The 25,551-nt window shown below is 38.8% G+C and carries 22 protein-coding genes and 2 pseudogenes; 12 read left to right on the top strand and 12 right to left on the bottom strand.

Features of this window, described 5'->3' with window-relative positions; genetic code table 11:
* The first annotated feature begins 111 nt into the window (after window positions 1–111).
* Window positions 112–1,488: a 1-acyl-sn-glycerol-3-phosphate acyltransferase gene (locus tag H6G06_RS12700; RefSeq protein ID WP_190560592.1), complete on the top strand. Its 1,377-nt coding sequence runs from the start codon at window positions 112–114 to the stop codon at window positions 1,486–1,488.
* 694 nt (window positions 1,489–2,182) lie between these two features.
* Here H6G06_RS12700 and H6G06_RS12695 read toward each other — a convergent pair.
* The 9 genes from H6G06_RS12695 to cysE all read right to left on the bottom strand — a co-directional run bounded on the left by H6G06_RS12695 (window position 2,183) and on the right by cysE (window position 9,209).
* A complete protein-coding gene (locus H6G06_RS12695; protein ID WP_190560590.1) occupies window positions 2,183–3,211 on the bottom strand; it encodes a hypothetical protein in 1,029 nt (342 codons plus the stop codon).
* Between the two features lie 228 nt (window positions 3,212–3,439).
* Window positions 3,440–4,630, bottom strand: a complete 1,191-nt coding sequence (locus tag H6G06_RS12690; RefSeq protein WP_190560588.1) for a cupin domain-containing protein — start codon at window positions 4,628–4,630, stop codon at window positions 3,440–3,442.
* A 283-nt stretch (window positions 4,631–4,913) separates the two neighbouring features.
* A complete protein-coding gene (locus H6G06_RS12685; protein ID WP_190560940.1) occupies window positions 4,914–5,480 on the bottom strand; it encodes a (2Fe-2S) ferredoxin domain-containing protein in 567 nt (188 codons plus the stop codon).
* 221 nt (window positions 5,481–5,701) lie between these two features.
* On the bottom strand, window positions 5,702–5,905 hold the full coding sequence (gene nifT / locus H6G06_RS12680) for a putative nitrogen fixation protein NifT (protein ID WP_190560586.1): 204 nt from the start codon (window positions 5,903–5,905) through the stop codon (window positions 5,702–5,704).
* On the bottom strand, window positions 5,880–6,167 hold the full coding sequence (locus H6G06_RS12675) for a nitrogen fixation protein NifZ (protein ID WP_190560585.1): 288 nt from the start codon (window positions 6,165–6,167) through the stop codon (window positions 5,880–5,882). The genes nifT and H6G06_RS12675 overlap by 26 nt, the downstream gene beginning before the upstream one ends.
* Window positions 6,154–7,287 (bottom strand): homocitrate synthase, encoded by a 1,134-nt coding sequence (gene nifV, locus H6G06_RS12670; RefSeq protein ID WP_190560583.1) that lies wholly within the window; start codon window positions 7,285–7,287, stop codon window positions 6,154–6,156. Before nifV ends, H6G06_RS12675 begins: the two co-directional genes overlap by 14 nt.
* A 452-nt stretch (window positions 7,288–7,739) precedes the next feature.
* Window positions 7,740–7,937, bottom strand: a complete 198-nt coding sequence (locus H6G06_RS12665) for a DUF2949 domain-containing protein (protein ID WP_190560581.1) — start codon at window positions 7,935–7,937, stop codon at window positions 7,740–7,742.
* Between the two features lie 300 nt (window positions 7,938–8,237).
* Complete coding sequence (locus H6G06_RS12660; RefSeq protein WP_190560579.1) at window positions 8,238–8,474, bottom strand: Asr1405/Asl0597 family protein; 237 nt, start codon at window positions 8,472–8,474, stop codon at window positions 8,238–8,240.
* Between the two features lie 3 nt (window positions 8,475–8,477).
* Window positions 8,478–9,209: a serine O-acetyltransferase gene (cysE, locus tag H6G06_RS12655; RefSeq protein WP_190560577.1), complete on the bottom strand. Its 732-nt coding sequence runs from the start codon at window positions 9,207–9,209 to the stop codon at window positions 8,478–8,480.
* A 630-nt stretch (window positions 9,210–9,839) separates the two neighbouring features.
* On the opposite strand from cysE, the gene H6G06_RS12650 reads away from it, so the two are divergent.
* The gene (locus tag H6G06_RS12650) at window positions 9,840–10,376 is read left to right on the top strand and encodes a Uma2 family endonuclease (RefSeq protein WP_190560574.1); all 537 of its coding nucleotides are present in this window, start codon (window positions 9,840–9,842) and stop codon (window positions 10,374–10,376) included.
* A gap of 176 nt (window positions 10,377–10,552) precedes the next feature.
* On the opposite strand, the gene H6G06_RS12645 is transcribed toward H6G06_RS12650, so the two are convergent.
* The 3 genes from H6G06_RS12645 to H6G06_RS12635 all read right to left on the bottom strand — a co-directional run bounded on the left by H6G06_RS12645 (window position 10,553) and on the right by H6G06_RS12635 (window position 12,732).
* A complete protein-coding gene (locus H6G06_RS12645; RefSeq protein ID WP_242039681.1) occupies window positions 10,553–10,903 on the bottom strand; it encodes a hypothetical protein in 351 nt (116 codons plus the stop codon).
* Window positions 10,903–11,187, bottom strand: a complete 285-nt coding sequence (locus tag H6G06_RS12640; protein ID WP_190560572.1) for a hypothetical protein — start codon at window positions 11,185–11,187, stop codon at window positions 10,903–10,905. Before H6G06_RS12640 ends, H6G06_RS12645 begins: the two co-directional genes overlap by 1 nt.
* 600 nt (window positions 11,188–11,787) lie before the next feature.
* Window positions 11,788–12,732: an NAD(P)-dependent alcohol dehydrogenase gene (locus H6G06_RS12635; protein WP_190560570.1), complete on the bottom strand. Its 945-nt coding sequence runs from the start codon at window positions 12,730–12,732 to the stop codon at window positions 11,788–11,790.
* 1,154 nt (window positions 12,733–13,886) lie between these two features.
* On the opposite strand from H6G06_RS12635, the gene nifB reads away from it, so the two are divergent.
* The 10 genes and pseudogenes from nifB to H6G06_RS12585 all read left to right on the top strand — a co-directional run bounded on the left by nifB (window position 13,887) and on the right by H6G06_RS12585 (window position 25,513).
* The gene (gene nifB / locus H6G06_RS12630) at window positions 13,887–15,326 is read left to right on the top strand and encodes a nitrogenase cofactor biosynthesis protein NifB (RefSeq protein ID WP_190560568.1); all 1,440 of its coding nucleotides are present in this window, start codon (window positions 13,887–13,889) and stop codon (window positions 15,324–15,326) included.
* 117 nt (window positions 15,327–15,443) lie between these two features.
* Window positions 15,444–15,782: a 4Fe-4S binding protein gene (locus H6G06_RS12625; protein ID WP_190560566.1), complete on the top strand. Its 339-nt coding sequence runs from the start codon at window positions 15,444–15,446 to the stop codon at window positions 15,780–15,782.
* A 124-nt stretch (window positions 15,783–15,906) separates the two neighbouring features.
* Complete coding sequence (gene nifS, locus H6G06_RS12620) at window positions 15,907–17,115, top strand: cysteine desulfurase NifS (protein WP_190560938.1); 1,209 nt, start codon at window positions 15,907–15,909, stop codon at window positions 17,113–17,115.
* Between the two features lie 138 nt (window positions 17,116–17,253).
* Entirely contained in the window at window positions 17,254–18,168 is a 915-nt protein-coding gene (gene nifU, locus H6G06_RS12615; RefSeq protein WP_190560564.1) for a Fe-S cluster assembly protein NifU, read from the top strand.
* A 232-nt stretch (window positions 18,169–18,400) separates the two neighbouring features.
* Window positions 18,401–18,838: pseudogene (locus H6G06_RS12610) on the top strand (AAA family ATPase); the annotation flags it as partial.
* 303 nt (window positions 18,839–19,141) lie between these two features.
* Window positions 19,142–22,252, top strand: coding sequence for a type ISP restriction/modification enzyme (locus H6G06_RS12605; protein ID WP_190560560.1), 3,111 nt, complete (start codon window positions 19,142–19,144; stop codon window positions 22,250–22,252).
* Between the two features lie 206 nt (window positions 22,253–22,458).
* A complete protein-coding gene (locus H6G06_RS12600) occupies window positions 22,459–22,719 on the top strand; it encodes a hypothetical protein (RefSeq protein ID WP_190560558.1) in 261 nt (86 codons plus the stop codon).
* Window positions 22,712–23,140, top strand: a pseudogene (locus H6G06_RS12595) (pepsin/retropepsin-like aspartic protease family protein). Before H6G06_RS12600 ends, H6G06_RS12595 begins: the two are co-directional and overlap by 8 nt.
* A 147-nt stretch (window positions 23,141–23,287) precedes the next feature.
* Complete coding sequence (locus tag H6G06_RS12590) at window positions 23,288–23,443, top strand: hypothetical protein (RefSeq protein WP_190560556.1); 156 nt, start codon at window positions 23,288–23,290, stop codon at window positions 23,441–23,443.
* A gap of 342 nt (window positions 23,444–23,785) precedes the next feature.
* Window positions 23,786–25,513, top strand: coding sequence for a glycosyltransferase family 39 protein (locus H6G06_RS12585; protein ID WP_190560554.1), 1,728 nt, complete (start codon window positions 23,786–23,788; stop codon window positions 25,511–25,513).
* Window positions 25,514–25,551: the final 38 nt, after the last annotated feature.

Genomic DNA, 25,551 nt, shown 5'->3' with positions numbered 1-25,551 from the left:
CAACTGCGGTAATTTGGTGAGGTAAAGGTTCCATGAGGAAGGTATCAACAGCGCCAAAATTTTGAATTTTGATGATTTTGAATTTATTTGTCCTCTATCTTCTCAGATTTAATGTATCAAGCACAACCACCGCTAGAATTTATCCCCCCAGCGTTTAACCCGTTGTTGTTGAAATTTGTGCATCTGTTCTTACCGGACTGGATACGCTGGAAAACTCAGATTAGCCAAATTGAAGCAGAAAATGTGGAAGTTTTAGCGGAGCTTTATAGTCAGTTTCAAACAGGTAATATCCGCTTTATGTTGGCGTTTCGGCATCCGAAAACGGATGATCCTCTGTGTTTAACTTACTTGTTTTCCCAACTTGTGCCAAAGGCAGCAAAACAGGAAAAAATAACCATACAGCATCCAATTCATGCCCATTTTATCTATGATCGAGGGATTCCTCTTTGGGCGGGTAAACATATTGGTTGGCTTGCTTCTAATTTAGGTGGTACTCCTATTCAACGGGGTAAAGCTGACTGGACTGGGTTGCGTTCTGCACGGGATTTGTATATTAATGGTAAGTTCCCAATGGCTGCTGCTCCAGAAGGTGCAACTAATGGTTTGTCAGAAATTGTTAGCCCTTTAGAACCAGGTATTGCACAAATGGGTTTTTGGTGTGCGGAAGATTTGCAGAAAGCAGGCAGAAATGAGGAGGTTTTAATTGTACCTATTGGGCTGAAATATAGTTATGTTAACGAACCTTGGGGAGCGATCGCCAATTTATTAACTGAATTAGAAGCTGCTAGTGGTTTAAATGTCAAATCAGCCAATAATGCCACTTCCTTTGATGTGCTTTATTCCCGCTTATTGACTTTATCAGAACATTTATTATCGATAATGGAGAAATTCTACACTCGTTTCTATCATCAAACACTGCCAGATGAAAAAATTACCAATGGGGAAATTACAGACAGAAATGAAGCTTTAGCTTATCGGTTACAATCTGTGATGAATGTGGCGTTATTCATTGCTGAACAATATTTTGATTTACCATCTAGGGGCAATTGGAATGATAGATGTAGACGATTAGAACAAGCAGGATGGAATTATATATTTAGAGAAGATTTTAAAGATATTAAATCATTAGCACCCATTGAGAAAAGTTTAGGGGATAGAATCGCCGAAGAAGCATATTTTCGGATGTGGCACATGAGGTTAGTAGAAAGTTTTGTGGCCGTTTCTGGTACTTATATCCGCGAAAAACCAACAGTAGAAAGATTTGCAGAAACGACTTTACTTTTATGGGATATGGTCAATAAAATTAAAGGTAATAATCCTTTAAATCGTCCAGAGTTGGGTCAACAAAAAGTCAAAATTACTGTAGGCAAACCAATATCTGTTTCTGAACGTTATCTAACTTATAAAGCTAGTCGAGTGGATGCCAGACAAGCGGTGGCTGAGTTAACAAGTGATTTACAGCAGGTTTTGGAAGGGTTAGTTACTTAGGAAGAAGATAGATCCCCGAATATCTAATCAATAGCTTATTTGTTGGCTTCCACGCCCGCCCGGAACTTAAGTTCCGGGCTAATAGCTAAAGTCTACTAAAGTAGACTCGCATATTTTTCATATTATTTATACCATTTCTGTATTTGCAATTCATAGGGAAGCGAATATACAGCTATTTTCAGGTAAATAGTCCACAAGCAGTCCTCCTAGTAGGAGAGATGCTTTGATTTCCTCCCCTTCCCTTCATGGGGGTTAGGTCTAATAATTGTGGTTCAAATACGTGAAAACTGCTGTAAGTAGGTGGGTGGGAAAGTTTATAACTATGTTATTGCGAACTGAGCATTCACGTATCCCTGACGGGAGGCGTATTAATCCTACGTTGTCACGCAAGCTATAGCCAGCATTTTAAATTTCGTTACATAGTTAGTTAGGTTTATTTAAGCCTACCTACTTAATTCGCGACTATACAAACAAAACCCGCGAAGGCGGGTTTTAAGTCTCTTATTAGTCCACGGAGGTGGAAATTGCCTATGCAGGCGCATCTTCTTAAACCAAAGCGAAGCGTGCCATGGGCTTGGGGATTCTGCACATTTGAGATGCGCCCTGATGGTGGGTTACGGAGCTTGCTCCAGTTATTGATGAATGGGTATTTTTTACTAATGCGCCCAACGCACCCTACGTACTTGAATAAATACTACTTGATTGCAGCCCTTAATTCTGTGAGAGTTTTACCAATTTCCACAAAGTCTGAGTATTGTGAAAGCTTCTGAAGAGTTGCTGGATCGCTTTCTAGTACAATCTTGTTGTAGATATTAATAGCTTCGTTCAGGTTGTCAATGTTAACAGTTGGTACTGCATCACCCTCAGCGATGCTTGAACTAGGTTTGAAAGCTTTAGTGCTGGCTACTAGCTGTCCTTGCGGTAACTGAACTGAAGGAAAACTGGGTGTAGTAGAAGTACGGGAAAATGTGAAAATATTAACTACTGCACGTGAAAATGCTTGTGATAATTTTGGAGAAACACCTCTTAAAGTTAAGGTGATCATAACTTTATGAGCTTGAGCCGATGAGAATCTATGACCACCACCACTAGCAAGTATACGATTAGCGGCAGCATTAAGCTTGTGTACAACCGCAGGTGAAAGCTTAATCAGTATAGACCCATCCGGTTTTCGTATAATAATGATACCGGATGATTCAGATCCACTTGCAGATCCCGCCTCACCTTTACTGGGTGATTGACCAGGGTTATTTGTGTTTCCACCTCCACTTGCCGATCCTCCCTGACCTTTACTGGGTGATTGACCAGGGTTATTTGTGTTTCCACCTCCACTTGCCGATCCTCCCTGACCTTTACTGGGTGATTGACCAGGGTTATTTGTGTTTCCACCTCCACTTGCCGATCCTCCCTGACCTTTACTGGGTGATTGACCAGGGTTATTTGTGTTTCCACCTCCACTTGCCGATCCCGCCTGACCTTTACTGGGTGATTGACCAGGGTGATTATTTGAGGGTGGGGTTGCACCTCCACTTGCCGATCCCGCCTGACCTCTACTGGGTGATTGACCAGGGTGATTATTGGAGGGTGAGATTGCACCTCCACTTGCAGATCCCGCCTGACCTTTGCTTGGTGAATTAGCTTGGACTTGATTCGTTAAGTGTAAAGAAAATATAATTAAAGGCGTACAAGCGAGACTAAGAAAGAAGGTTCTGATTTTTAACATGGTGATTCTCTAGATAGTAAATATTGAAGTGGTGATTTCGGGTTGGTTGAAAAAGTTTGTCGTGAGGAGTGGCTTGACGTAAGCTATAGAGTAGGAGTCAGGAGGAGGCAGTGCGGTCTTGAGGTTTCCCAAGAGCAACTGCCTTTCAGGAGTCAGCAGGGGAAGTTAGGAAGTTTTCAGAATCATTGAAAACCTTCTTGTATTGTTTGAGTTTTGATGCTATCAAACCTATCTAGGCAGAAAATTGAAACCATAGCCCACAGTCAGAACAAGTATCCTACCGCCGAAACTGTTATCTGTGAGATCAGCACCTTGGGCAGTAATTATCAAGGGAATGGTAGGCACAGGGACAACGGAAACCCCAGCATTTAAACCTACTCCACTCCAACCGAAACCCATACCGATCTGGGGATGAACTTGCACACCCACTCCAGCAAATACACCGGTACTCTCATTACCTTGTCGGAAGTCGCCACCGCCTGCTCCTAGAGAAAAGGAGATAGCCATTGGATTAACAGGATTGTTAGGCTGTAAAAGAGAGTATGTTGTGACTACACCATAAGCACCGGAAGGTCTAATTCCTTCATTACCATACTGGGCAAAGGTATTCCAGCCAGCAGCTACAGCAACTTGATTGTTGCCTTTAACATAGACAACGCGGTGAGCTTTGAGGTCAAAAGTGCCGTTATAACCGAGGTTTTTGACACTACCGTTGTTGAAGGTGAATTCCAAAGCACCCAATTTGTAAGCATCTCCCAACCCAAAACCTGCGCTCATACTTGCGTCTGGGTTACCGTCCCTACTTTTACCTGCTGTAGCGCCCGATGCTCCTACAAATAAGTCCCCCCATGCCGCCCCGAAAGCACTTGGAGCGCCAAAACTGAGCCCAGGTTGGTAGGTTCGCTTGGGTGAAGGAGTTTGTGGAGGAGTTTGTGGAGGAGTTTGTGGAGGAGTTTGTGGAGGAGTTATTTGAAACAGGGGTTCAACTAATAAATCCTGGCGTAATTGATTAACATCTCCTAATTTATCTCCTCTACTACCAGAGACATCTATCTGTTGGGTGATGGTCTGGGGCTGAGTAGGATAAAGTTTCTTGGCTTCACCAAAGTTATCACCCACGCTAGTTAAAGTATCTATCTTTTGGGTGATAGTCTGTGGTTGTTTGAGCAAAATCAAAGGTTGATTCAGTTCAATAGCTAACTGTGGGGATTTTTGGCTAATGTCTTTAGTTGACGCTACTTTTTGCTGAGTTGATAATTCCTTAGTCGTGGCATTAGTAACTAATTCATCAACTCTATCAACCGCAGATGCAGCTTTAATGGCAATAGATGTAGATAGGAAAAGGCAACCTAATAGATTTATTCCAGTCAACAGCAGCCAATTAGCGGAAATTACATGAGCAAATTGGCATTTAGTCAAAGTTCTAGTCCTCACACTCTTATACAATTTAATTATTGATATTGAACTAAGAGGATGTTTGTAAAGTACCAAAAGGTAGAATTTGCCGTTATTACTGAGTTTAAATATAACGGAAAATCAATGTTTTACTAATGTACTGAGATGCTTGACTGTGCTAAATTTGATAGCAAAATACCCTTTTAAAATATCCTCTAATATAAGATTTATCCAAGACTGAATTAGACAGATCCGGAAAAGAATTTTAAGCTAATTTTGAAGAATCAGCTTAAAATTGTCAGCTTTGTTACACTATTCCTTCACTTTTAAAACATCCTCTCAAATGATTCTCTAACAAGGAAGCTATGGCTTCTGGATGCACTTTTTTGTATTGCTTTTTACCCAACATCAAAACACAGTTGGGTGCGCTACTACAACGTTTTTGACAGTCGGTGTGTTCGATTTCTACCTTATCTAACAAACCGCGATCGCACAAAGTTTTTTCTAATTCTGATAATAAACCTTTCCCACCCCGTTTCATACAACCAGATTTTTGACAGACCATAATTTTAGCGGTAGTTTCCGGTAGTCGATTATGAATCGGACAAAAACCAGATGCTTGGACTTGATAAGCTGTGAGTTTCAGTTTACGTGTCCGTGGGTTTAATTTACTAATAGCAGCAATACTAATTTGTTCACCAGGTACTAAAGAAGCAATCAGAGAACAGCGCAAATCTTTAGGTATTTTAATTTTCACATTTCCTGAAGGAATTGCCAAATGCAAGTGTTTAGATTTTTGCGGCTTATCACCAACAAAACCTAAAAACTGTCCTTCAAGATTCAATTCCGATAAAGTCTGATACTTTTCACCCATATTGATAACCCAAATTTGCCATAAAAATAATAAACCCCGCGTTACTGGGGTAATGTTGCTCATCTAAAGGAATAAGGAAGAGGAAAAAATACAGCAGATTACAGGTAAATGAAGTACAAAATTTCAACCAAAAACCAAGTATGAAGCTGTTTTTACTCCTGACTCCTGACTTCTGCTGTATGCTTTTACCTTTTACCTTCTATCGGTTACTTGTAATAATTTTATGCAAGGCGTTTAGCTTCAACAGTTAAGGGTAGCTTTTCCTTAGCTGGTATTTCACTAAATTCTAATTCCCAACCATTAGCTAAAGTGAGAACTTTACCTGCATCACTATCTGTCTGTTTGACTACTTCTTCTTCCAGATCTTTTTTAGCGACGTAGGCCACCAAAGTTCCAGCATCATTCATCCGTAGCATTACTTTCATGTGTTTCCTCAGCAGATTCTAGTTCTCTTTTTCGACAACCGATGATGTACCCTGTATCTAAAAAATGCACAGCATAGATATAGTAAGCTTGTAAAAAAGTTCCTATGCTGGATACATAACCAACGTCTCCAATTCTTGCTAAAACTTCTCCAATTTCTCGACCAGGAAAAGTACCATCATTTTTAATGAGTTTCTTAACTCGGACTTTTTGACCAATTTCAAAAATTGGTTGAGAATTCAGTTCTACCTCATCGCGCTGCATGGGAATACCTCTGTTCACGTACTAAATTCAACAATTCTTCTGTAGTGATACTGCGTTTTTTCAGTGTTGATTCATGCCGTACTGCATCTAAAACAGATTGGGTTTCTTCTGAATTCAAAAAGATGCCATACTGTGCTAACAAGTTAGATAATAAATGCCTTCCAGAATGTTTACCTAATACTAAACTACGTTCCCAACCTACTTCTTCTGGTGAAAATGGTTCATAGGTTTCTGGGTTTTTCAGGACACCATCAGCATGAATTCCCGACTCGTGAGCAAAGGTATTTTTTCCAACAATTGCTTTCCAAGGTGGGACGTTTGCACCTGAAGCAGCAGCAACTAATTGCGATAGTCCTAATAAATGTCGAGTATCAATTCCTAAATTAACACCGTAGATACATTTTATGGCCATGACAACTTCTTCTAAAGCTGCATTTCCTGCTCTTTCACCTAAACCATTAACGGTGGTATTCACAGAAACTGCTCCAGCTTTAATACCAGCAATAGCATTAGCAGTTGCTAGACCAAAATCATTATGGGTGTGAATCTCTACAGGAATTGATAAAGTAGATACTAATCGTTTAACTTTGAGGTGAGTTCCGAAGGGATCAAGCACTCCAACTGTATCACAAAAACGAAATCTTGATGCACCCCATTCTTGAGCATATAAAGCTACATCTTCGAGGAAGTTTTCATCTGCTCTAGAAGAATCTTCTCCCCCTACTGCAACCCAAAGACCATGATCAAGCGCAAAGCTAATACAGTCTTTAAGTCGTTGTAAACTTACTCTCCATTGACCATGAAATTTAGCAGCAATTTGTATACCAGAAACGGGAATAGCAATATGTACTCTTTCCAGTCCACAGGCAATAGAGGCTTTAATATCTGAGATAACAGCGCGGTTCCAAGCTAGTAATTTTGCATCTAAATCTAAGTCAGAAATTGCTTGAATTGTGCGAATTTCTTCTTCTCCCATTGCTGGTATACCGACTTCTAATTCGGGAACACCAATGGCATCAAGAAATTTTGCGATCGCTACTTTTTCTTCTAAGTTAAAAGCAACACCTGCCGCCTGTTCACCATCACGTAACGTAGTATCATTAATACTAATTTGACTCATCTCAAATATCCCTCTAGCCGAGTTTTTACTAATACCCTTTAACGCTACAATTCCTATCCATCATAGATATAAAACAAATATTAAAATTTTCTAGATAACTGCTAAAAATCACACGAGTTATTAAAGACAGTTTATAATATTTAATTATTGCCTAATAACTCACACCACATCTGTATGATAGGAAACCAAATTTTGGTATAATTTATGAGGATTTTTTCCTGTCATGATTGTGATGTTCTATAAATAGCCAGTAACTAATATAGCTATTAGTAAATCCTGTCAGTAATAAAATACTCAGTCCAGCAATTAAACTAGTAATCATAGTATTTCCCTCCCTCCTTAGTTGTTTGGTGATCATTGATAAGCAGTATAGACAATTGATGTTTCACAAATATTTGCTTCATATCTAAGTGCAAAGATTTTAACTGAGAACTGATGACTGATAACTGAACCTATGCGTGTTCTGCTAACCAATCAAAAATCTTATCTAACTGTTCTAAATCGATAAAACCATACTGCCAAAGCAGCATAGGAATAGGTCCTTTATCAAACTCACGGTGTCGCAAAGCAACAGCAATATCCGCTTGGGAAAGTTCCAGTTCATTATGCAAAAATTGCAGTAATTTCTTATCGCTGTTACGGTCTACCATAATTTGACTTTGAAAATATCAAGCGAGACAAGATAACAAAATACTACCCCCAAGGTTACTTACTAATTTCACTTTGTTCAAGAATGAAATATGTCAGAGAATTTGGAGATTTAGCAGATTTAGTAGAGAGAGTGAAACCTAAGCTTAGGTTAATTTCTTTCAGTCTGCAAGCTAAATTGTGAGTAAACAATAACTTCGACTTTTGTAGAGGATGAATTATGCTTGCATCATGAATTCTGCTCTGAAATAGTATTGATTAGACATTTGAGAAGATGTAAATTGTAGTCAGTTATGCACTTTTTACTCTATACTGTGACTCCAACAAGTTTCTAACCATGTTACTAACTCACAGCGCGAAGCTAGAAATTGCATGACTGCACTGCGGACAAGAATTGCTTCTTGCAAACTCTTTACTTGCACGCGTAAAGAACCATCTGGAGGGCAAGAACAAGCAATCATCAACTCTTGCAAACGGTGATAAATTTGCCATCTATCACTTAAAGGAATCTGCAAAACTTGTTCACCTAGTGAGAACATAATTTAATGTTCCTCGTTCTGCTGATGACTATTCATGGTTTGCAGTTGTTGTTCAAGTTTTTCGATTCGGGAAAGCAAGGAACGAATTATACCTGCTTCCACATCAGGTAGTTTTCCATGTTCTAAAGGAGAAAGACGTTTGCTTTGTTTATGGGAAATAATGCGGCCAGGAATACCAACAACGGTAGAATCTGGGGGAACATCACGCAAGACTATGGAACCTGCACCTATCCGCACGCGATCGCTAATTTGAATATTTCCTAATACTTTCGCACCCGCACCCACAACAACGTTATTACCCAAGGTAGGATGACGTTTACCGCTTTCTTTCCCTGTGCCACCCAGAGTTACACCTTGATAAATGAGTGCATAATCTCCGACTATGGCAGTTTCACCAATGACAACACCCATACCATGATCGATAAATACACCTTTACCAATTTTTGCACCTGGATGAATTTCAATACCTGTTAAAAATCGTCCCAAGTGAGAAATTAAACGAGGGATAAAACCCACTTTACGGATGTGTAACCAGTGTGCGAGACGATGGAAACAAAGAGCATGAAATCCAGGATAACAAAATATAACCTCCAACCAATTACGTGCGGCTGGATCACGCTCAAAAATGATCCGAAAATCACTCATTAATGGCTCAAAAAAACCGCCAGAACGTTGATTTTTCTGCGAGTCTGTATTTGCAGTTTGGGTTTTAATACTGTCTAGAGACTGTTGCATCGGTACTGTCTGGTTAAAAGAGCCATGTTGTATTTTTCTGCTTATATCAGGTGACTCGAAAGCAGACAAAACCACAGATACCGATTGAATATATTGAATTTATTACGATTGTACTCAATAGGTTTAAACCCCTATTTAACAGAAGTTAACATTTTATGTAGGGGTAGGGGTACTAGTGTTTTATGACAGGGGTACTGGTATTTATGGGTTAGGGTTTTAGCTTTTTTGTACTCAAGTAAATCTATTTGCCTGTGAGACTGGCAGCGATTTAGGCAAGATTTTTTGAGATATATTAAGTTGTACTCTTATGCTCAGAGAAGTTATGTTAATGACAGGAAATATAGTTTTTATGTAGTTGCTGTTACTATTATTAGTGTAGAGTTTTGGTAGTTAAAAAACCGATTTCTTTATTTTGTTTTAGGATTTTGTTTGCTGTATGTGGGAATACAAAATAGCAATATAGGGATCTGGATGTTATTGAGTTATCTTGTGTTATAATTTTTGTCTGAATCAGGATGTCCAGGATTAAAGGATTTACAGGATGAGAATATTCCATTTTGAATCTATTGAGAAGGAAATATTGAATTTACTGAAACTTGCCAAAAATGTGAATAATCAATAACAGCAATTATGCAATTATCTACTTTCACCAACCCATTAGACAATTTTCTTCAGCAACCTAATATTGAAGCTTCTCCTGCTTGGGAGTTTATCCAGGGAAAAGCCCAGCAAAAACCCATGCCAACGCTGTTTTATTCTCGCTTCCAACGTAACCTTGTTAACGCCATTAACAGCCAAACTACCGCCTACGAAGCTATTCAAGAACTGCGGTGTATTGTACCTCCCATTTCTCCTGTACCTGATATTTCAGTTGTTAAGAGTGAGCGCCTTTCTAATGAAGATGGACCGCTACAAGGTTCACCTGACTGGTTAATTGAAATTCGTTCTCCTGATCAAAGTACATTAGATATACAACAAAAAATCCTGCACTGCTTGAGTAAAGGGACACAGCTTGCTTGGTTAATTGATATTCAAAGAAAGCAAATTTGGGTGTGGGAAAATCAAGAGTTACCACTTATTTATGCCGATAATGATACACTTCCCACCCTTGGTAACATTTCAGCATTGACTGTTGCAACTGTGATGGCAATGACTCAGCAACGATGATATTCTGATCAGTTAAAATAATGAATATGTTTATTATGATTCTGGATGCAGTAAACGAATAAAGCCTTCTTGCTCAAAGTGTCGATCTGTTGTTAAAGCTTCGTTAATACTTCTTTCACGCATCAGTACAAAGCTGATGGAGTCGCATAAAGAGTAACTTTTATCCTGCCTTATCATCAATAGCTCAATTGCTTTTCTGTACAATGATTCATTAATCCAAACCGTTTCAATATCTGGGTTATCCAATAGACATCTCCGGTAATTAAATGTGCGTGGTTTGAAACCCTTGTAGAGACGTTCCGCCGGAACGTCTCTACCATATTTCCGGAGAGGTCTAATAAGTCAACAACAAAAGCAAGTATGGATGAGCGAGGAAAGCGTCTGGCATTTGCTAAAGCAACATATTCAGCAATGATGTAACTGTGAGTTACCCTAACTGTAGCCTTTTTGTATGCACTACAAGCTAGACTATGAAGTGGCTCAGTTGGATAATGTAAACAAAGTAACCCAGAGGTATCAATTAGCATTAATCCTCCTCGTGGTTATTAGCATACTCTTTAACTAAGTCTGTATCAATGGTTTCATTATCAATATTTGTACTATTATGAATATTGAGTGTGCCAAAATGACGTTCAAATTTTGCCCGTGCTAATTCTTTTTGTGCATCTGTAGGTACTACCAAAACTCGACTAAAATGTTGTTCTAGCAATGCTGTTGCTAAACTTTCTGGAGAAATACCGATATTATTAGCTTGTTGCTGAATAGCGATCGCTATTTTATCACTTAGTTCCAGAGTTAGAATTTGGCTCATAATAGGATACTTAAGAATTAATGTAATTATAACATTGATTGCGTACAGTGGAAAAATACCAAGGAAAAATCACCTTAAAAATTAAAAGCTTTATTATTCCGAGTCTACCAGCTTTACAACCTCCAAAGGTAAATCTAGTGCCTCTGCAATTTGTTCATCACTTAAACCAAAATACCAGAAATTCTTGCTCTATCATATCTTTTCAATTTGTGAATAAATCAACAATGATATTATCTTATGTTATTATATTTTCTTGAAGATTTAAAAAGTGATGACTTAGTTGGTATTTCATTAAATCCTCAAAACTTGGGATTACGTCTTGACTTTACCTTCAGTTCTGAAGCTGATTGTGAAAATCAACTCGCTTTTGATTCTAATTCTTAAATTTCAGAAATGCCTATTGGTTCAATATTATAGCATCCCCAGATCCCCGACTTCTAACATCAATTGATAATTTATTTACAAGATAAAAAAAGAAGTCGGGGATCTTATAGCTATTTGACATCTTCCTGTTACTTTGAACACTGCTATAACTTTGCGCCTTTGCTCCTTAGCATCTACCCTCCGGGATCTCCTGACGGAGATTGCGCGAAACTTAACTCAATGTGTAATTACAATTGCAATTTTTCCCACCGCACGCTCTCCTTCACTATACCGATGTGCTTCTATTAATTCTTGTAAAGGATATGTGCGATCAATCACCGTCCGCAGTTTACCAGCTTCAATCAAATCTTTTAAATAAACCAAATCTTTACTATTAGGCTTCTCCAACACAAATTTAGCTTTTTGTCCAGGAAGAAACGCTGTTAAAACACCCTGTATAATTACTTCCGGTGTGGGGAGAGTTGAAATATAAACTCCATTTGGCTTTAAAACTTTTCTGCAATTAGAAAATGCTCGTTTAGCAACTGCATCAAAAATAATATTGTACTGCACATTACCTTCAGTAAAATCCTGTTGCGTATAGTCAATAACTAAATCTGCATTCAACGACCTCACCAAATCCAAATTTTTGGTACTGCAAACACCAGTCACCTCGGCATCCAACGCCTTAGCAATTTGCACCGCAAAAATGCCCACACCGCCCGAAGCGCCATTAATCAATACATTTTGACCTGATTTGATATTACCCAAGTCTCGCAATGCCTGTAGAGCCGTTAGCGCCGCTAATGGTATGGTGGCTGCTTCTTCATAAGTCAAATTATTTGGTTTGGGAGCCGCCAAATTTTCTGGGATAGCGGCGAACTCTGCATAAGCGCCCCCAGGAAAGCTGGTACTGCCATAAATAGCATCTCCAGGTTTGAAGCGCGTCACCTGTGAACCAACTTCCACCACTTCCCCAGCGACATCAAAACCCAGAATTAGGGGAAAGTTGTTTCCAGTTAAAATACTCAGCATTCCCTTGCGGGTTTTCCAGTCAATGGGGTTAACACTACTAGCGTGAACCTTAACAAGTAAGTGGTCGGGTTTGATTTTCGGTTGTTCCACCTCTTCATACTGCAACACCTCAGCATCACCATAGTGACGGATAACAACAGCTTTCATGGACTTTCCCCTCTTTTGACTTGTTCGCCATAATTACAGTGTAGCGATTGCGCGGAGCGCAGCACCGGAGGTGATCGCTAAAAGTTCAACACAATTAATTTCTTTCCCCATTGTCCATTTCCTAATTTGACATTATTTCTCATTCCCTGTTCTCTATTCCTTATTCTCTATTCCTTCTTGCCTATTCCCTGCCCTAATCAAGATGATATTACTTGCAAATTATCTGCATTAAGAGTTATGATTTTATTAAAGCCCTAATGTTGAACCAGCATCATCTTAGAAATGCAATTAACATCATTGACTATCGAAAAGTTAAAAGAATATAAACTGCATTTTTATCTGAAAAAAAATGATATGTTGTATACAGAATTGAATTTTGCACGTTACTGGATTAGTAAGGCTTATCCTACTCCAGTTTTTCACCTCCAATCCCTTGCAAATTAAAGCTTTTAGTAGGATTTGAGGGTTAATTGAGTACATGATGAATGTAAGGCAAAATCAACCCAAATATCACCCAATTCCTGACAGGTATTGGGTTTTGAATGAGTACAACCAAATCCTGAACCCCACATCATAAATACTCGTACCCCAATCGAAAAATACTAGCACCCCTACCCGAAAAAATATTATTTAATTTTTGTAATCCTGACAAAGATTGGGATTTCTAGATTTGAGTACATACATAATAAATCCAATAAATCCTATCCTCATACAACCATTCACCCATCTAGAAAGTGCTGCTATAAATCATTTATCGCCAATCACTTAACGCTCCTTAACAAAGTTAGAAGCTAAAAGTGAGTGGAGGGATGAGATAGCACCATGCCTGAAGTGAATGGAAGTCGCGGCTGTACACACGTAGAGATGACCCGTTGGGTCGTCTCAACCCAAGACCCACAGTTGACACACACCAGCCGAACCCCAAGCATTTTCTGCCTGCCATTGTATCAATTTTGGATTTGAGATTTGAGATTTGGGATTTTGGATGAAAATTCACCAAAATTGCTAATCACAGTAATTATCCAAAATTGGTATTATTGTTAACACCTGCGGGCAACGTGAGTATCAGACGCGACTTTCAATTCATAGGCATTGGAAGTAGCAACGGCATCTCCCACAGTGGCCATCTAGTCCACCGACCCTTGCGAAATTCAATGACACTACCGGCTACAGGACTCCTCACCTCCTCCGAACAGGAACCTAATATCAACCAAGCTAAATCAGGTGGTTGCGGTTGCGATAGCAGCACAACCCCAGAAATGGACGAAAAGCTCATAGAACGCATCGCCAAACATCCCTGTTATAGCGAAGAAGCTCACCACCATTACGCACGGATGCACGTTGCAGTTGCCCCAGCTTGCAACATTCAATGCAACTATTGTAACCGCAAGTATGACTGTGCTAATGAAAGCCGTCCTGGAGTAGTAAGCGAATTACTCACACCAGAAGAAGCCGCACATAAAGTATTGGTGATAGCGGGTAAAATTCCCCAAATGACAGTTTTGGGAGTTGCTGGACCTGGTGATCCTTTAGCAAATCCAGAAAAAACATTCCGTACTTTTGAGTTGATTGCAGATAAAGCACCAGATATTAAACTGTGCTTATCTACTAACGGTTTGATGTTGACTGAATATGTTGATCGCATCAAACAATTAAATATAGATCACGTTACTATCACCCTTAACACCATCGACCCAGAAATAGGCGCACAAATCTATTCTTGGGTTCACTATAAACGCAAGCGTTACAGAGGAATTGAAGGGGCGAAGATTCTCCTAGAAAAGCAGTTGGAAGGATTGCAAGCTCTCAAAGAAGCTGATATCTTATGCAAAGTTAATTCGGTGATGATTCCCGGAATTAATGACAAACATTTGGTAGAAGTTAACAAAGCAATTCGTGAAAGAGGTGCATTCCTGCACAACATCATGCCGCTAATTTCTGCACCAGAACATGGAACACACTTCGGTTTAACCGGTCAACGTGGACCCACAGGGAAAGAACTCAAAGAAGTTCAAGATAACTGCTCTGGTAACATGAAAATGATGCGTCACTGTCGCCAGTGTCGAGCAGATGCGGTAGGATTATTAGGAGAAGACCGCAGCCAAGAATTCACTAAAGATAAATTCTTGGAAATGTCTCCAGAATACAATCTGGAAACACGCCAGGAAGTTCATGAAGGAATTGAGAAATTTAGAGAAGAAATTAAACTAGCAAAAGCCAAGGTACAAACCGGCAAGAAAGCTGCTAATAGTCCTAAAATCCTAGTTGCAGTAGCAACTAAAGGTGGTGGATTAGTTAACCAACACTTCGGTCATGTGAAGGAATTCCAAGTCTACGAAGTGGATGGTAATGAGGTAAAATTTGTCAGTCATCGCAAGATTGATCAATATTGTCAAGGTGGATACGGTGAAGAAGCGACCGCAGAAAATATAATGAAAGCGATCGCAGATTGTAAAGCAGTTTTAGTTTCTAAAATAGGTAATTGTCCTAAAGAGAAACTGCACGAAGCTGGCATCCAGACTGTAGAAGCTTACGACGTAATCGAGAAAGTTGCTTTAGAGTTTTACGAGCAGTATGTAACGGCTAATCAGTAATGAATATGTAGGAAGTCAAAAGTCAAAAGTCAGAAGAATTCTATTCTTTTCACTTCTCACTTTTGCCTTCTCTATGCCACCATTACTACAGCCCAACGCCCCATAAGGAGAATAGTCATGGCTTACACTATTACTAGCCAATGTATTTCCTGCAAGCTCTGTTTGTCTGTATGTCCCACTGGTGCAGTCAAGATAGTAGATGATCATTATTTGATTGACTCTGAACTTTGTACAAACTGCGTTGGTAGTATTCACACTGTACCTCAATGTAAAGCAGTTTGTCCCACTGCGAATGGTTGCGTGAAACAACCAAGTGATTATTGGGAAAGTTGGTTTTCTAAATACAACAGCGTCTTAGCGAAGTTAACCAATAAACAAGATTATTGGGAATGCTGGTATAACACTTATTCCCAGAAGTTCTCTGAACAATTGAAAAAGCAACAAGTAGTGGTTTAGGTGACAGGTGACAGGTAACAGGTAACAGGTGACAGTAAAGAAGTTTTTAGCTATTACCTATTACCAATCACCAATTACCAAAACCCAATAAGTAATAACTAATAAGTAATAACTAATGACGGAAATGTTAAAGAATTGCATCTATCTCGATAATAATGCAACAACTAAAGTAGATCCTGAAGTCGTCGAGGTAATGCTACCTTATCTAACGGACTACTACGCTAATCCTTCTAGTATGCACACCTTTGGCGGACAAATTGGCAAAAGTGTGAAAGTAGCTAGAGAACAAGTTGCAGCTTTGCTGGGTGCAGATGAATCAGAAATCGTTTTTACCAGTTGTGGAACTGAAGGTGATAATGCTGCTATTCGTGCTGCATTATTAGCTCAACCAGAAAAACGCCACATCATCACAACTCAGGTAGAACATCCCGCAGTTTTAAATGTCTGCAAACAATTAGAAACTCAAGGTTATCAAGTTACATATTTGTCAGTTAATGAAAAGGGACAAATAGACTTGAATGAGTTAGAAGCTTCTCTCACTGGTAACACCGCTTTGGTAACAGTGATGTATGCCAATAACGAAACCGGCACAATTTTTCCAATTGAAGAAATTGGTGCTAGAGTTAAAGAATATGGAGCAATCTTTCACGTCGATGCAGTACAAGCGGTAGGTAAAATACCCTTGAATATGAAGACCAGCACCATAGATATGTTAACCATGTCTGGTCATAAAATTCACGCTCCAAAAGGTATTGGTGCTTTGTATGTAAGACGTGGGGTGAGATTCCGTCCTTTATTAATTGGTGGACATCAAGAAAGAGGACGCAGAGCAGGTACAGAGAATGTTCCCGCAATTGTCGCTTTAGGTAAAGCTGCGGAATTGGAAATGTTCCACTTGGAAGAAGCAACTAAGAGAGAAAGAAAGTTGCGCGATCGCTTGGAACAATCCTTACTTGCTAAAATTCCCGACTGTGCAGTGAATGGTGATGTGAAAAATAGATTGCCAAACACCACAAATATCGGTTTCAAATATATCGAAGGTGAAGCAATTCTGTTACTTCTAAATAAGCATGGTATTTGTGCTTCTTCTGGTTCTGCTTGTACTTCGGGTTCTCTTGAACCATCTCACGTTTTACGAGCAATGGGTTTACCTTACACTACGTTACATGGTTCGATTCGCTTCAGTCTTTGTCGCTACACCACAGAAGCTGAAATTGACCAAGTAATTGCAGTAATGCCGGAAATTGTTGAACGTCTCCGCGCTTTATCTCCCTTCAAAAATGATGACGCGGGTTGGTTACAACAGCAGGAACACACTTTAGTAAATCGGTAGATTGGGGACTGGGGATTGGGGACTGGGGACTGGGAAAAATCTCAAGCTACCTAATATCCTCATCATCCCTACCCAATCATCAATTACCAAACAGAAATCTAAGAACAACAATCTAAAATCCAAAATCTACAATCAACTATGTGGGACTACACTGATAAAGTATTAGAGTTGTTTTACGATCCCAAGAATCAAGGCGCGATTGAAGAAACTGGCGAAGCTGGTATTAAGGTTGCAACTGGTGAAGTCGGAAGTATTGCTTGCGGTGATGCTTTAAGATTACATTTGAAAGTTGAAGTTGCATCTGATAAAATTCTTGATGCTCGTTTTCAAACTTTTGGTTGTACCAGTGCGATCGCTTCTTCTAGTGCTTTGACTGAAATGGTTAAAGGATTGACTTTAGATGAAGCTTTGAAAGTCACCAATAAAGAAATCGCTGCATATTTAGGTGGTTTACCTGAAGCAAAAATGCACTGTTCCGTTATGGGTCAAGAAGCTTTAGAAGCTGCTATATTTAATTATAGAGGCATTCCTTTAGCTGCCCATGATGACGACGATGAAGGAACTCTAATTTGTACTTGTTTTAGTATTACTGATACTAAGATTAGAAAGGCAGTTGCTCAAAATAATCTTCTCAGTGCAGAACAAGTAACAAATTATGTAAAAGCTGGTGGCGGATGCGGTTCCTGTTTAGCGAAAATCGATGATATAATAAGAGAAGTAAAGCAGGAAACCGCCAAACAAAATCTCAACACCAACGGCGCGAAAACTACTACAGAAATTCCTAGTTCAATGTTTAATGAAGGGCAACAAAGACCATTAACTAATGTTCAAAAGATTGCCCTCATTCAAAAAGTATTAGATGAAGAAGTCCGACCCGTATTAATCGCCGACGGGGGAGATGTTGAACTCTACGATATAGTAGGCGATAAAGTACAAGTTATTCTCAAAGGTGCTTGCGGTTCATGTTCTAGCAGCACTGCAACTTTAAAGATTGCGATTGAATCAAGGTTACGCGATCGCATCAGCAAAGATATCATCGTTGAAGCAGTTTAGAAATTAGTCATTGGTCATTGGTCATTAGTCATTAGTAAATGATAAAGAACAATTGATAAATGACAAACTAGTAATTCTTACAACCCAATAAACACTATGAACACAACCAAATTGTCTGTAGAGCGTTCGCCACCATAGCGACGTTCTACACACGCTCACCGCCGTAGAACTTGGCCGTGAGAACCAAAAGACGAAAGACACCCAATCAACCAATTCTAGGAAAACACGAACAATGACTACTGACGCAAATATTAGACAGATAGCTTTCTACGGCAAGGGCGGTATCGGTAAATCTACCACCTCTCAAAACACCCTCGCAGCTATGGCTGAAATGGGTCAACGCATCATGATCGTAGGTTGCGACCCTAAAGCTGACTCTACCCGTTTGATGCTTCACTCTAAGGCTCAAACAACCGTTCTTCACTTGGCTGCTGAAAGAGGTGCTGTTGAAGATTTGGAACTCCACGAAGTAATGTTGACCGGTTTCCGTGGTGTTAAGTGCGTTGAATCTGGTGGTCCAGAACCCGGTGTAGGTTGTGCAGGTCGTGGTATTATCACCGCTATTAACTTCTTGGAAGAAAACGGTGCTTACCAAGACTTAGATTTCGTATCTTACGACGTATTAGGTGACGTTGTATGTGGTGGTTTTGCTATGCCTATCCGTGAAGGTTAAGGGGGATTATTTAGGGTTTTTGTTGATGCAATTGGTTGAGGATTTTGTTTTTTTTGTTCCCTATTTTTGCCCTGGGAATTTTTGGGTAAATGGGGTTTTTGTTCAGGGTTTATGGTTTTTTTACCCTATTTTTTACCTTGTGTCAAGGGGGATACATGATTTTTGATAAATGTGTTACCTCACGCAGAGACGCAGAGGCGCAGAGAGAAAATATTAAGTTTTTATACTTTCGCGACCCAAGTAATAATATCAAAATTATTCTGTATAATATGCTAATATTATTACGTCACTTTTAATTATATGTCTAGTCTTAATCTCAAACCAACCCACAAACCTATTAAGCAATATTACGAAGAGTTAGAAAATTTTAAAAAATTGGGTGTGGTTCATGAAACTGCGGTAAAAGCTGCTTTTCAAAAGTTGCTTGAGTCTTGCTGTCAACAGTTTAAATGGACTCTTGTACAAGAGTATGCTATTAAAAGACCGAAAAAACAACCGCTTCGTGTTGATGGGGCTTTAGTTGATGATTTTAACTTGCCTCGTGCTTATTGGGAAGCTAAGGATAGTAAGGATAATTTAAAGAAAGAAGTACAGAAAAAATTGGCTGTTGATTATCCTAAAGATAATATTATTTTTCAACAACCAGAAAGGGCTATTCTTTACCAGGATGGTAAACTGGTAATGGATGAAGATATTACTAACCCACAAAATTTAGTAGATGTAGTTCGGCAGTTTTTTGAATATCGTCCTCCAGCAATTGAACAATGGGAAAAAGCATCTAATGAGTTTGGTTTTCGAGTTAAGGAAAACGCAACGGCATTATTAGAATTAATTCGAGAACAGAGTAAGAAAAATAAAAAATTTATTGATGCTTTTGCAGAATTTTTACAACTTTGTCGTCAGTCAATTAATCCCAATCTTTCAGAAGCAGCAGTTGAGGAAATGTTGATTCAGCATTTATTGACTGAGCGCATTTTTAGAAGTGTGTTTAATAATCCTGATTTTGCACAACGGAATATTATTGCTGTAGAAATTGAAAAGGTGATTAATGCTTTAACTTCTAAATCTTTTAGTCGCAGTCATTTTTTAAGCAGTTTAGATCGGTTTTATGGTGCAATTGAAGAAACCGCCGCAACTATTGATAATTTTTCCCAAAAACAGGATTTTCTCAATAAAATTTATGAGCGATTTTTTCAAGGTTTTTCTGTGAAAGTTGCAGATACTCACGGAATTGTTTATACTCCTCAACCAATTGTTAATTTTATGGTGAAAAGTGTTGAGGATATTTTACAGAGAGAGTTTGGTAAATCGTTGGTTGATAAGGGTGTACATATTCTTGATCCTTTTGTGGGAACGGGTAATTTTATTATTCGGATAATGCGAGAAATTGCCGAAATTCAAAAATCGGCTTTACCTTATAAATATGAACATGAGTTACATTGTAATGAGGTGATGTTATTACCTTATTATATTGCTTCGATGAATATTGAGCATGAGTATTTTGAGCAAGCTGGGGAATATAAATCTTTTGAAGGAATTTGTTTAGTTGATACTTTTGATTTAGCTGAAGCCAAACAACTAAGTTTAGCACTTTTTTCTACAGAAAATACAAAGCGTGTTGAGAGACAAAAGCAATCTCCTATTTTCGTAATTATTGGCAACCCTCCCTATAATGCTTATCAATCAGAGGATATAAACAATCGAAATCGTAAGTATCTAGTAATGGATAAGCGCGTAAGTGAAACCTACTCTAAGGATTCAAAAGCAACGAATAAAAATGCTCTTTCCGATCCTTATGTTAAAGCAATTCGTTGGGCATCTGATCGGCTTAAAAATGATGGCGTTGTTGCTTTTGTAACCAATAGCAGTTTTTTAGATAAATTGGCTTTTGATGGAATGCGAAAGCATCTACAAAATGATTTTGATAATATTTATATATTTAATTTACAAGGAGATATACGCAAAGATTCAATGCGTGATGGTATTCCTCTAGGTGAGCAGCATACAGTTTTTGGATTAGCTGCGATGGTGGGAGTATCAATAACTTTTCTTGTCAGAAAAACAGGTTCAACTGAGCATAAAATATTTTATCATGAGGTTGATTTTAGAGCGACTAGAAAAGAGAAATTTGAAATTATTGAAAAGCTGAAAACAGTAGTCAGCACAGAATGGAAAGAGTTACAGCCAGACAATAAAAATAATTGGTTAACAGACGATTTAAAAGATGAGTATCAGGATTTTACACCCCTTGGAACAAAGGAAGCAAAAGCAACTGACGGTATAGCGGCTTATGCAATCTTTAAGCTTTATAGCGGAGGAGTCAAAACAAGCCGTGATGCTTGGGCATATAACTTTAACGCTGATGAACTTGCTAAAAATATGCAGAAAACTATTGATTTTTATAACGATCATATATTTCGATGGAAAAATCGGAAGGATAGAGAAATAAGCATTAATAATTTTGTGAATTTAGATGACCATCAAATAAGTTGGTCAGATGGTTTAAGAACTTATGTTAAGAGAGAAACTTGTATCGCTTTCGAGGAGCGATATTTACGTCATTCTCTATATCGACCTTTTACTAATACATTCTTATATTTTGATAGACATCTTAATGAAAGAAGATATCAATTTCCATCTATTTCTCCAACTTCCCAAATAGAAGAAGAAAATTGTTTTATATGTGTTACAGGTCTTGGAGCGCAACAATCATTTGCTACTCTTTTCAGTAATAAAATTCCTGACCTTAATTTTTTAGGTATTGGTACAGTTCCTCAATGGTTTTCTTTCTACACCTACCACGAAGACGGAACAAACCGCCAAGAAAATATTACAGATTGGGTATTAAAACAATATCAAAACCATTACCAGGATGAAACAATCACCAAATGGGATATATTCTATTATATCTATGCAGTGCTGCATCATCCCCACTACCGGGAACGCTACGCAGCAAACCTAAAACGAGAACTTCCCCGCATTCCCTTTGCACCAGAATTTCATCCTTTTGCAACAGCAGGAAAACGACTAGCAGAAATTCATGTTAACTATGAAAAACAGCCAGAATATCGCCTTAAACATTTAGAAAATAAAGACTTACCCATTGATTGGCGTGTAGAAAAAATGCGCCTTTCTAAAGATAAAACCCAAATCAAATATAACGACTTTCTCACCTTAACAGGTATACCCCCAGAAGTATTTGCATATCGCTTAGGCAACCGTTCCGCTTTAGATTGGATTATAGACCAATATCAAGTTACCACAGATAAACGTAGCGGAATTACAAATGATCCAAATCGTCTTGATGATGAAGAATATATTGTTAGGTTAATTAAACAGGTAATTACTGTGAGTTTAGAAACGGTGGAAATTGTTAATAATTTACCAGATTTGGGATTAGTAAAAGATTGATATTAACAGGATGGCTTTTCCGGTGTTGTGGGTTATGGGTGCGATACCTTCGGTAAGCTTCGCTAACGCATTTCCGGTGTTTTAGGTTATGGAGTGCGATACCTTCGGTAAGCTTCGCTAACGCATTTCCGATGTTGTGGTTTGTGGAGTGCGATTAGAATGCTGTTATCTTAGAATTATGATTTCATTCTGTCATAACTTGCGCTATGCCACTAAATGAATTGCTACCTACTGTTAGTCAGCTATCCCACCAAGATAAATTGCGTCTTATTCATTTTCTATTATTAGCTGTAGCAAAAGAAGAAGGATGCAATTTAGAATCACCTGATCATAAAGAACAGGAAAACTTGCTGCTGGAACAATTAGCATCTACTGAAGCCGTTGTTTGGTCTCCATATCATGCCCATGAAGCGGCTCAAGCATTATCTGATATGCTAACAGCAGCAAAGGAAGAAGGCTATGCTTGAAAGTAAAAGATTTCCCTTTATTGAGCGAAGTAATACTCCTGGTGTTTCCAGCAATATGCCTTATTTACCATTAACATTAACTCACAAAAACAATTCTGTTGAAGTTATGGCTTTGCTAGATACAGGTGCAAGCGTTAATGTATTACCCTATGAAATAGGTCTGCAACTAGGAGCAATTTGGGAACAGCAAAAAGTTCCAATTTAGTTAATCGGGAATTTAGCCCATTTCCCAGCACGGGGATTAGTTTTATCAGCTACCATTGCTGAATTTTCGCCTGTTTTGCTTGCATTTGCTTGGACAGAATCTAGAGAAGCACCCGTCATACTTGGACACATGAATTTTTTTGCAGAGTTTGATGTGTGCTTTTATCGTGCAGATTTGGCTTTCGAGGTGCGGTCTAGAAAAAATAATCATCAATAATCAAATAAAGCGATCGCATTTTTGATGCTTTGGGCAGAGCGATCGCATTTAGTGGGTCAAAGTAGGTGATTTAATGCTAAAATTAGGATTATAGCAAATTTCCTTGCTCCTGGAGGAATATTACTTGTCATTTGTCGGGGTAGAAATGTGGAAGATGCACTAGAAAAAGTACCTTATCCATTGACTAAAGATGAAGTCATGAAATTTGTAGATGCAGGTTTATCACTTATACAGTTTGAAGATTATATTGATGATCAAAAATCGCCTCCTGAGAGAAGATTTAGAGTAACCTTTAAGAAATAAGTTCCACAATAAAGTAACTTTTCTTCTTTGTACCTTTGACATTTGTGGAGTGATAGCCATATCTGCGGTAACTTACCTAACGCTTAGAGGTTGTTTGAAAAGTATTAGATGAAACCAATAATCTTCAGCAACCTAACCCCCCTTCCCTACGAGGGAATGGGGGTTTCAAAGCCTCTCCCCGCGTCGGGGAGAGGTTTGGAGAGGGGTTTATTTATACATTCAAAACTTTTCAAACATCCTCTTACAGTCCTGCTATCTGATGATTTTTATCTAATTTGGTAGAGAGTTCATAAGCCTAGCATTGAGTTATTGTTAGCAGGTGAAGATCATAATTGAGAACAGATGCAATTGTTTAATTGGCGCTCTACTGTCTATGCTGGCTGGTTTCATCCGCTGCTATTACTAATTTGGTTTATTATTGGTCTTAGCTTACGTTTAGCTAATTTGACGGGAAAGCCTCCTTGGACTGATGAATTTGCCACCTTGGTGTTTAGTCTGGGGAATAATTTTTTACAAGTACCCCTTGATCAAGCGATCGCACCTAATATTTTATTGCAACCACTCCAACCAAACCCAGCAGCTAGTATTGGGGATGTGATTCATACCATAATCACACAAGATAACCATCCACCACTGTATTTTGTCCTAGCTCATCTGTGGATGAAGCTATTTCCCCATCCAGAAGGCTTAATATCCCTGTTTGGAGCGCGTTCACTTCCGGCTTTACTAGGTGCAGCCTCAATTCCCTTCGCGTATATATTAGGTAGGTTAGCCTTTCGTTCTCGATTAGTGGGACAGATGGCCGCTGCTATGATGGCAGTCTCACCCTACGGTATTTTTATAGCACAAGAAGCCCGTCATTATACATTGGCAATTTTGTGGGTGATGGCTTCCTTAGCTTGCTTAGTAATTGCCATACGTCACCTACAAAACCATACACAATTACCTATCACCGTAGCAATTTCCTGGCTAGGAATTAACGCTTTAGGAATTGCTACTCACTATTTCTTCACCCTCACCCTCTGCGCTGAAGCTTTGGTTTTAATCCTGCTACCTTGGTATCACCAAACACAGGCAAAGGTAAAGATAAATTCTCCTCACCTCCCCATTTCCTATTCACCTCTGTGGTGGCGTATTTATGCTGTTGCAGTTGGTACTGGTGTAGCAGGTTTAGTATGGTTGCCCAGCTTTTTACAGAATCCGTATCGCAGTAGTATGACTGATTGGATTCAAGTTTCGCGCGTTGGACTAGATTGGGTAAACCCTATTTTTCAGGCTTTAGCAGCATGGATTACAATGATATCTTTGCTGCCAGTAGAAGCACCACAACTCACAATTGTGATTTTCTCTGGGTTAGTAATGTTGATTTTCTTTATTTGGGCAACACCGATTTTAGTTAGTGGGTTTAAATTGCAGCTACAACAACCTGAAAATAGTTTAATGACTCAGGTGTTAGCTGGGGTAGTATTGGGAGCGATCGCTTTATTCTTTATATTTACCTATATTCTAGGTATTGACATCACACGGGGCGCTCGTTACAACTTTGTTTACTTTCCCACTGTCATCATTTTATTAGGAGCTAGTTTAGCAGTTTGTTATCAAAATCAAGATATCGGTAAATGGGGAATCACGGGAAAAAAAGCCGTTACTCTCATTTGGTTGATGGGATTAATAAGCGCCATTACTGTTACGTCTAATCTTGGTTATCGTAAATACTACCGTCCTGATTTGTTAGTTCCATTGATTGAGCAAAATTCGCAGGTTCCAGTTCTCATTGCCACAACCCACAAAAGCTTAGTCCAAACTGGTGAAATGATGGGTATAGCCTGGAAATTAAAATTTTCTGGTTCACAAGTTATTTCCCAATTTCTTTTAGCTCATCAAGCAAAAGATCCCAAGACTTCTACAAAAGCTCTAGAAAATACTTTAAAATCTTTACCACGACCTTTAGATTTATGGTTAGTTAATTTTCATGCACCTGTAGCTGAAGAGGTTAAGAAATGTATTGCTGATACCCAAGCTTTACCTGGGATTTATGGCTATGATTACAAAATTTATCACTGTCCATAGCTTACAGCATCGCCCCGTTTTTGGGGCTGAAATCTCTC

Origin of the sequence: Anabaena sphaerica FACHB-251 (assembly GCF_014696825.1) — a bacterium.
In the GTDB taxonomy this organism is placed as follows: domain Bacteria; phylum Cyanobacteriota; class Cyanobacteriia; order Cyanobacteriales; family Nostocaceae; genus RDYJ01.
The sequence above is the reverse complement of the archived record's forward strand: the minus strand, read 5'-3'. Positions and strand labels throughout refer to the sequence as shown.

Coding starts and splice junctions, on each gene's coding strand:
- H6G06_RS12700 (WP_190560592.1), top strand. CDS start 112: ATGTATCAAGCACAACCACCGCTAGAATTTATCCCCCCAGCGTTTAAC.
- H6G06_RS12695 (WP_190560590.1), bottom strand. CDS start 3,211: ATGTTAAAAATCAGAACCTTCTTTCTTAGTCTCGCTTGTACGCCTTTA.
- H6G06_RS12685 (WP_190560940.1), bottom strand. CDS start 5,480: ATGGGTGAAAAGTATCAGACTTTATCGGAATTGAATCTTGAAGGACAG.
- nifT (WP_190560586.1), bottom strand. CDS start 5,905: ATGAAAGTAATGCTACGGATGAATGATGCTGGAACTTTGGTGGCCTAC.
- H6G06_RS12675 (WP_190560585.1), bottom strand. CDS start 6,167: ATGCAGCGCGATGAGGTAGAACTGAATTCTCAACCAATTTTTGAAATT.
- nifV (WP_190560583.1), bottom strand. CDS start 7,287: ATGAGTCAAATTAGTATTAATGATACTACGTTACGTGATGGTGAACAG.
- H6G06_RS12665 (WP_190560581.1), bottom strand. CDS start 7,937: ATGGTAGACCGTAACAGCGATAAGAAATTACTGCAATTTTTGCATAAT.
- H6G06_RS12660 (WP_190560579.1), bottom strand. CDS start 8,474: ATGTTCTCACTAGGTGAACAAGTTTTGCAGATTCCTTTAAGTGATAGA.
- cysE (WP_190560577.1), bottom strand. CDS start 9,209: ATGCAACAGTCTCTAGACAGTATTAAAACCCAAACTGCAAATACAGAC.
- H6G06_RS12650 (WP_190560574.1), top strand. CDS start 9,840: ATGCAATTATCTACTTTCACCAACCCATTAGACAATTTTCTTCAGCAA.
- H6G06_RS12645 (WP_242039681.1), bottom strand. CDS start 10,903: ATGCTAATTGATACCTCTGGGTTACTTTGTTTACATTATCCAACTGAG.
- H6G06_RS12640 (WP_190560572.1), bottom strand. CDS start 11,187: ATGAGCCAAATTCTAACTCTGGAACTAAGTGATAAAATAGCGATCGCT.
- H6G06_RS12635 (WP_190560570.1), bottom strand. CDS start 12,732: ATGAAAGCTGTTGTTATCCGTCACTATGGTGATGCTGAGGTGTTGCAG.
- nifB (WP_190560568.1), top strand. CDS start 13,887: ATGACACTACCGGCTACAGGACTCCTCACCTCCTCCGAACAGGAACCT.
- H6G06_RS12625 (WP_190560566.1), top strand. CDS start 15,444: ATGGCTTACACTATTACTAGCCAATGTATTTCCTGCAAGCTCTGTTTG.
- nifS (WP_190560938.1), top strand. CDS start 15,907: ATGTTAAAGAATTGCATCTATCTCGATAATAATGCAACAACTAAAGTA.
- nifU (WP_190560564.1), top strand. CDS start 17,254: ATGTGGGACTACACTGATAAAGTATTAGAGTTGTTTTACGATCCCAAG.
- H6G06_RS12605 (WP_190560560.1), top strand. CDS start 19,142: ATGTCTAGTCTTAATCTCAAACCAACCCACAAACCTATTAAGCAATAT.
- H6G06_RS12600 (WP_190560558.1), top strand. CDS start 22,459: ATGCCACTAAATGAATTGCTACCTACTGTTAGTCAGCTATCCCACCAA.
- H6G06_RS12585 (WP_190560554.1), top strand. CDS start 23,786: ATGCAATTGTTTAATTGGCGCTCTACTGTCTATGCTGGCTGGTTTCAT.